We start from the raw sequence: 7,990 nt of genomic DNA on the forward strand, positions 1-7,990 counted from the left end.
CCGCGGCGGCTGTACGCGGACCCCGGCCTGCCGGACAAGGTCTTCCGTACGGTCGCCCGCTCCGGCGGGACGCTTGTTCTGCTGGTGATGCTTCTCGTCGGGGGGTTCCTCTTCGCACGGGCCCGCCTGGCCCTGGCGGACGCCGGCTGGTCTTTCCTCACCACCTCCCAATGGGCCCCCGACGCGGGGAACTTCGGTATCGCCGCGGTGCTCGTCGGGACGGTCCTCATCGCACTGATCGCGATCGCCTTCGCGTTCCCGCTGGCGCTGGGCTCCGCGCTCTACATCTCCGAGTACGCCTCACCGAGGCTGCGCCGCACCCTCATCAGCGTGGTCGACCTGATGGCCGCCGTGCCGTCCGTCGTCTACGGCCTGTTCGGCTTCTTCTTCCTCCAGGACAAGGTGGTGCCCACCGCCCGGTGGATCGCCACCTACCTCGGCTGGATACCGGTGTTCGGCGTCGAAGGCGCCGACCCGGACGACCCGCTGTCACCGCCGAGTGTCTACACCTCGTCGTCGATGCTCGCGGGGCTGGTCGTCGCGATGATGATCGCGCCGATCATCTGCTCGATCATGCGCGAGGTCTTCTCGCAAGCTCCGGCCGGTGAGCGGGAGGGCGCCTACGCCCTCGGAGCGACCCGCTGGGGCATGATCCGCAGCGTCGTCCTGCCCTTCGCCAAGGGCGGCATCATCGGCGGCACGATGCTCGGGCTCGGCCGCGCGCTGGGCGAGACCATCGGTGTCTTCATGGTCATCTCGCTCACCTTCGACGTGCAGTGGCACGTGCTCCAGGCCGGCACCAGTTCCGTCTCCTCGCTCATCGCCCTGCGCTACGGCGAGGCGGGCGAGTTCGGGATGTCGGCGCTGATGGCGGCGGGATTCGCCCTCTTCGTCATGACGCTGATCGTCAACTTCGCGGCGTCGTCCATCGTCGCCCGCAGCCGCTCCGGCGCCTCCAGCGACGCCTGAGCGCGCCGCCCGCGCGCCGCGCGGTACGCGCCCGGTTCTGCCCGGTCTCTTGCCCCAGAAATGAGCGTTACGACCATGACTCTGGCCCCTGAAGCGCCCCGCGCGACCGGTGGCGCGGACCCAGCCCCCGGCGCCGTGCCCCGTACCGTCCTGCCGGGGCCCGCCCGCACCAAGGACCCCGCCGGCGAGCGCCGGCGCACCCTGTCCCCGCTGCGCGCGAGCGACATGTACGCCCTGTTCGGCTCGGCCGCCGGGTCGCTCTCGCTGACCTGGCTGGTCTTCGCGCGGCTCACCCCGTTCAACGGCGTGGTCGGGTTCGTCGTCGTGGCGTACGTCCTCTTCCTGGGGCTGTACGCGCTGGTGGTCTCGCTGGACGAGGACGGCCCGGCGGTCGTGGACCGGGTGGCCGCCGCCGTGATCCGTTCCCTCGGGCTGCTGCTGGTGGCGATCCTCGTCTACGTCGTCGCCTACGCGCTCTTCGAGGGCCGCAAGGCGCTGGCGCACCTCAGCTTCTTCACCGAGGACATGCGGTTCGCCGGTCCGCTGGAGCCGTTGTCGGTGGGTGGCGCGCTGCACGCGGCCGTGGGCACCCTCATCATGATCACCATCGCGCTGCTGGTCACCGTGCCCATCGGACTGGTGTGCGCGGTCTTCCTCAACGAGGTGCCCGGCCCCTTCGCCCGCTTCGTGCGCACGGTGGTCGAGGCGATGACCGCGCTGCCGTCCATCGTGGCCGGTCTCTTCATCTACGCCACCGTGATCCTCGCCGTCGGCATGGACCGCTCCGGCTTCGCGGCGGCGCTCTCGCTCTCCGTGATGATGCTGCCGATCGTGATCCGCGCCGCCGACGTCGTCATCCGGCTGGTGCCCGGCACCCTGCGCGAGGCCAGCTACGCCCTGGGCACCTCCCGCTGGCGGACGGTCTGGCACGTCGTCCTGCCCACCTGCCGCTCCGGGCTGACGACCTCGGTCATCCTCGGTACCGCCCGGGGCATCGGCGAGACCTCGCCGGTACTCCTCACGGCGGGCTTCACCGCCGAGATGAACTGGGACCCGTTCTCCGGGCCGATGGTGTCGCTGCCGCTGGCCACCTTCACCTTCGTCCGCTCGCCCGAGCCGAACATGATCTCGCGCGGATTCGGAACCGCCGCGCTGCTCATGGCACTGGTGCTGCTGCTGTTCGTCGTCGCCCGGGTGCTGGGCGGACGCGGACCGGGACAGCTCTCGCGCGGCCAGGAGCACCGCCGTGTCACCGCCTCCCGCCGGGACGCGGCCCGGTTCGCGGCGCGCGGCTCCGTGCGCCCCGCCGAGCCGACCACCGTTCCGGGGCCGCACGCGGACCCGGACCCCACGACACCGTGACGCGCGCGCCGTCCAGCCGTCCCCCCTGTCCGCTCCCCCCGAACCCGCGTGCCGTGAACCCGCACGCCGCCAAGGAGTTCATCGTGAGACCCGCCACCATCCCTGCCCGTCCAGGGGTGATGCTGCTGGCCCTGCTGCTGGTGTTCGGCGCGCTCTCGGCCGTCCGGGCACCCGTCGCCGAGGCCGCCTCGTACGCGAAGATCACCGGCTCCGGCTCCACCTGGAGCGCCAACGCCGTCACCCAGTGGGTCCGCAACGTCAAGGCCAACTTCGGCATGACGGTCAACTTCACCGACAACGGCTCCTCCCAGGGCCGCGAGCAGTTCCGCAACAACGTGGTGGACTTCGCCGTCTCCGAGATCCCGTACGGGCTGTACGAGCAGGGCGTCCGCGATTCGCCCCCGCAGCGCGGCTACGCCTACATGCCGATCGTCGCGGGCGGCACGTCGTTCATGTACAACCTCAAGATCAACGGCAAGCGGGTCACCAACCTGCGGCTCTCCGGTCCGGTCCTCGCGAAGATCTTCACCGGGCAGATCACCCGCTGGAACGACGGCGCGATCAAGGCGGACAACCCGGGGCTGACCCTGCCCGCCCGCCAGATCATCCCCGTCGTACGCTCCGACGGCTCCGGAACGACCGCCCAGTTCACCACCTGGATGGCCAAGGAGCAGACCTCGGCCTGGAACGCCTACTGCAACAAGACCGGGCGCGGCAGCGGTTGCGGCATGACCTCGAACTACCCCTTGCTCGGCGGGAGTTCAATGATCGCCAAGTCGGGCTCCAACGGTGTCGCCGGCCATGTCCGCCAAGCGTCCGGCGAGGGTGCGATCACCTACGTCGAGTACTCCTACGCCCTGAAGACGGGCTTCCCGGTCGCCAAGATGCTCAACGCGTCGGGCTACTACGTGGAACCGACCGCAGCCAGCGTGGCCGTCGGCCTGCTCGGCGCGAAGATCAACACCGACAGGGCGAGCCCTTCCTACCTCACCCAGATCCTCGACGGCGTCTACCGCAACAACGACGACCGCACCTACCCGCTGTCCAGCTACAGCTACATGATCCTGCCGACGAAGGAGGAGGCGGGATTCACCAAGGACAAGGGCAACTCGCTCGGTACGTTCGGCCGTTACTTCCTCTGCGACGGCCAGCAGCAGGCGGAGGAGCTGGGCTACTCGCCGCTCCCGAAGAACCTCGTGCAGGCCGGCTTCGACCAGCTGCGCAAGGTGCCCGGAGCACCCACCTCCTCGATCGACATCGGCAAGTGCCGCAACCCCACCTTCTCCAGCGACGGCAGCAACACCCTCGCGAAGAAGGCGCCCCAGCCGAAGGCGTGCGACAAGCAGGGCCCCACGCAGTGCACCACCGGCACCGCCGGTGACATCCGCACCACCCCGGTCAAGCCCAGCGCCTCCGGCAGTGGCGGCTCCTCCGCGGGCGGCACGACCGGCACCACGGAGACGGGTGGCACCACCGGCGGCCAGGGCACGGGAAGCACAGGCACGACCGGGGCGGCGACCGACACGGACGGCGACGGATCTCCCGACACCGGGGCGACGGCCGGCGGCGCCACCGGTACCACCGCGGGCGGCACGAACACGGCCGTCGACCCCGACACCGGCGAGGTGATCACCGACTCCGCCGCGGGCGCCGACAGTTCGGTCGTCGCCAACCCGGTCACCCTCGCCTCGGGCAGCGGCCTCGGGCTGCGCGGCGCGCTGATGGCGCTCTCCGCGCTGCTGCTCGTCGCGCTGGTCGTCGTACCCCCGCTGACCGCACGGACGATGGCGGCCCGCGCACGGCGCAGGGGGGAAGCGGCATGAGCGGCGCACGGAAGACCCACGACGACGAGCCGCAGGAGAGGAGACCGCTCGTGCGCCACCCGCGTGTGGCGGCACCGGGGCGGCCGGCGTCCGCGCGGCGCCGGGTCGTGGCGGGCCTGGGCGCGCTGACGGCGGCTCTCGTGCTCGCCGTGCTGCCGGTGCCGCCGGGCGGTGACACCCCGGCGAGCGCGGCGGAACAGAACGGCTCCGCGGTGACGAAGACCGGCAGGAAGGGGCCGTACGACGACTTCTCCACGCTGAAGGTGACGGTCAGCCAGACCAAGGACTTGCGGGGGCAGGCGGTCAAGGTCTCCTGGACGGGCGGTACTCCGGGCACCACGGAGCCGGCCCGGGACTTCATGCAACTGATGCAGTGCTGGGGCGACGATCCCGACGCGGGGCCCTCGCGCGAGCAGTGCGAGTTCGGGGCGACGAGCAGCGCCTCTCCCGGTTCCACGCGGGCGCTCGCACCGGCTTCGGACGCCGACCCCGCCGAGGGCGACTACGCGGATCTCCCCGACGAACCCCTGGGCGGCAACAAGTTCGTCCCCTTCCGTCCGGTCAGCGGCGCCACGACGACGGGGGCCTTCGACTACACCTACTTCACCGACGGGGACACCAACAACATTCCCTGGGTGGCGAACGACTCCGAGGGATCGGGTGAGGCCATCTTCGAGGTGCGGACCTCCGTGGAGTCACCGCACCTGGGTTGCGGAGCCCGCCGGAACGCCGAGGGGGCGGTCCAGCCGTGCTGGCTCGTCGCTGTCCCGCGGGGCGACCACAACCCGGACGGCCGACTGGCGGAGTCCTCGTCGTCCCCCGCGGCGGCGAGTGCGCTGAGCCAGTCGATCTGGGACCAGCGCCTGACGTTCCGGCTCGACTTCCTTCCCGTGGGCGACAACTGCGACCCCGACAAGCCCGAACGGCGCACCATCGGCTCCGAGCTGGTCACCGACGCGATGACCTCGTGGCAGAGCGCACTCTGCGCCGACGGCGCCCATCGGTTCACCTTCACTCAGGCCGGTGAGGAGACCGCCCGCTCGGCGATCACCGAGCCCAAGGAGACCTCACCCGGTCTCGCCTTCACGGTGGACCCCGTCGAGTCCGCCGACGCGGCGTCCGTGGTGCACGCGCCGGTCGCGATCAGCGGCCTCACGATCGGCTTCCTCTGGAACTACGAGCAGGGCGAGACCTCCCACCACGTGAGCCGGCTACGGATCAACCAGAGGCTCCTGGCGAAACTGATGACCGAGTCCTACGTGGAGAACGTGCGGATGGGCGCGCTCGGGCAACCCGAGCCGGAGACCGTGGCCGGCAATCCGATCCGGATCGCGTCCGACCCGGAATTCCTCCTGCTGAATCCCGAGATCGCGGCCGGTCGCGAGGCTCCGAACGGAATGGTCGTCGGCCTGGAGAATTCCGACACGGCGCGCATGATGTGGCGCTATCTCATCCAGAACGACGACGCCCGCTCATTCCTCGAAGGTGAGCCCGACCCGTGGGGAATGCATCTCAATACCAGCTACAAGGAGTTGGGACTGACCGCAGATCCCTTCGACTACTACCCGAAGAGCGACACGACCTCCACCGCCACCCAGTGCGAGAACATCGAATACGGCAGCCAGAACCTGGTGCCCTACGCCAACGACATGCACAGCACCGCGCTGAAGATCCGGCGGGGCTACTCGGGGCTGGCCTACATCTGCAACGCGACGACGCAGTTCGCACTGTCGGGTACGCGTCCCAAGCTGAACAGCGCCCATGAGATCGGCATCGCGGACACCGCTTCCGCCGATCGGTACCTCCTGGACGTGGCGGCCCTGCCCAACGCCGACGGCACCTTCGTGAAGCCGACGACCGCCACCATGCTCAAGGCGGTCGCGCAGATGCCGGACTCCGCCGTCCCGGGAGTGAAGACGACCGATCCCGCCAAGGCACGCGGCAGCGCCTACCCGCTCACCTCCGTCGTCTACGCGGCGGCCTCCGTGGACCAGGCGGCGGACGCCCGCGCGGACTACGCCAAGGTCATCCGGTACGCCGCGGGTGACGGGCAGCGGCCCGGTACCGCGGCCGGTGAACTGCCCTCCGGGTACGCCCCGCTGCCGCAGGCACTCCGCACCCAGGCGCTGGCGGCGGCGACCGCGTTGGAGAAGGGCGCGGCCGACGGGGGTGAGGGCCCGCAGGACGGCGGCCCGGCGGGCGGGCCGGGGGGCAGCGCCACCTCCTCCGGCGGCTCGGGAACCGGCGGCGGTACAGGATCTTCCTCCACCGGTACGGCCGAAGGGGCGGCCCCGGCCACCGGGTCCGCGCAGGCGGACGGCGCCGCGGCGAGCGGCGCCGGTGCCGGTACGGGCTCCTCCGGGCAGACCACGACGACCACCGCGGCGGCAACCGGTACCACCCCCTCGGAACTGCTCGGCGCGGTCCGCTGGGTGCTGCTCGGGGTACTCGTCCTCGGTGGCGCTGCCTCACTCTCCGGGCCCGTACTGCTACGGCTTTCCGCTCGTCGCGGGGATGCGGGGGCAGCCGGCAGCTGAGAAGCGGCGCGGAGTTCGCGCTTTTCCCGGGACACCACTCCCGGGGAAAGGCCGATTTTCCGGCGGCACGTCCGGAACCTCCAAGGGTGGCGCAGGAAAGAATCCATTCACTTGATGCGCCCCTCGGATTTGTGGTCAACAGAACGCCGATCGGGAAGTGTGGGCACCGCCGGCCGACGGGCCGGAGGCACCAGAATCCGGATTGCTCCACTGCTCTTTCCCACGGGTTTTCCCGTCATCCGTAAGCATGAGATCCGTATTCACGGAGGAGAAAACAGTGAACGTCACGTCTCGTGTTCGTGCCGGTGCCGTCGTCGGTGCTGTCGCTCTCGCCCTCGGCGCGTTCGCCGCCCCGGCCGCCATCGCCGACCCGCCGGCCACCGAGTACCGCATCCTGGCCGGTGTCGGCTCGGACACGACCCAGGACGTCGTGAACGCCCTCGGCAACGTGGTCCTGAACGCCTCCGGCAGCAAGATCATCGCCTCGTACGACGCCACCGGCTCGGCCTCGATCACGACCCGCTCCGGCTGTGCGATCAGCCGCCCCAACGGGTCCTCGGCGGGCATCACCGCGCTCGCCACCGACGTCAACGACACCACCAAGGACTGCATCGACTTCGCCCGCTCCTCGCGCGGCGCCAAGACGACGGGAACCCTGCTCACCTGGATTCCCTTCGCCAAGGACGCGGTGTCCGTCGCGGTCCGCACCGACAGCGCGCTCTACGCCTCCGGCGCCCAGGACCTCACCACGGCGCAGCTGAAGGCCATCTACCAGTGCACCACCACCACGCTGAACGGCGTGACCCTCACGCCGCTGCTGCCGCAGACCGGCTCCGGCACGCGCTCCTTCTTCCTGGAGAAGCTCGGTCTGACGGACGCGCAGGTCGGCAGCTGTGTCAGCCAGTCGGTCCAGGAGAACAACGGTCTGGCGCTGGACACCGCCGGTGACATCGCCCCGTACTCGGTGGCGCAGTACATCGCGCAGGTCAGCGGCACCGTCACCGACATCCACGGCGCCACCGACCTGATCAAGGTCAACGGCACCGCGCCCTACAACGCCTCCACCTTCACCCTCAACACCGCCTTCAGCTTCAACCGTGACGTATACAACGTCGTCCCCACGGCGAAGCTCACGGACGCCACCATCTCCTCCACCTTCGTCGGCTCGACCTCCAAGGTCTGCGCCGCCACCTCCACCATCACCGCCTACGGCTTCGGCACCCTCGGCTCCAACTGCGGTACCACCACGCAGCAGGGCCTCAACTGACGCCCTCTCCCGGCGTCGTATCCCGACCACGG

5 protein-coding genes are annotated in these 7,990 nt (G+C 70.3%); all 5 read left to right on the forward strand.

Going from position 1 to position 7,990, the window contains the following annotated elements; translation table 11 throughout:
• On the forward strand, window positions 1–969 hold a 969-nt coding region (gene pstC / locus ACFWEP_RS27770), incomplete at its 5' end, for a phosphate ABC transporter permease subunit PstC (RefSeq protein WP_387373969.1).
• A gap of 75 nt (window positions 970–1,044) precedes the next feature.
• Window positions 1,045–2,331, forward strand: coding sequence for a phosphate ABC transporter permease PstA (pstA, locus tag ACFWEP_RS27775; RefSeq protein ID WP_387373970.1), 1,287 nt, complete (start codon window positions 1,045–1,047; stop codon window positions 2,329–2,331).
• A gap of 83 nt (window positions 2,332–2,414) precedes the next feature.
• Window positions 2,415–4,154, forward strand: a complete 1,740-nt coding sequence (pstS, locus tag ACFWEP_RS27780) for a phosphate ABC transporter substrate-binding protein PstS (RefSeq protein ID WP_387373972.1) — start codon at window positions 2,415–2,417, stop codon at window positions 4,152–4,154.
• A complete protein-coding gene (locus tag ACFWEP_RS27785; protein ID WP_387373974.1) occupies window positions 4,151–6,691 on the forward strand; it encodes a hypothetical protein in 2,541 nt (846 codons plus the stop codon). Before pstS ends, ACFWEP_RS27785 begins: the two co-directional genes overlap by 4 nt.
• Before the next feature lie 277 nt (window positions 6,692–6,968).
• On the forward strand, window positions 6,969–7,958 hold the full coding sequence (locus ACFWEP_RS27790; protein ID WP_387373976.1) for a hypothetical protein: 990 nt from the start codon (window positions 6,969–6,971) through the stop codon (window positions 7,956–7,958).
• The last annotated feature ends 32 nt before the right edge of the window (window positions 7,959–7,990 follow it).

This window comes from Streptomyces sp. NPDC060198, assembly GCF_042728415.1.
Classification (GTDB): domain Bacteria; phylum Actinomycetota; class Actinomycetes; order Streptomycetales; family Streptomycetaceae; genus Streptomyces.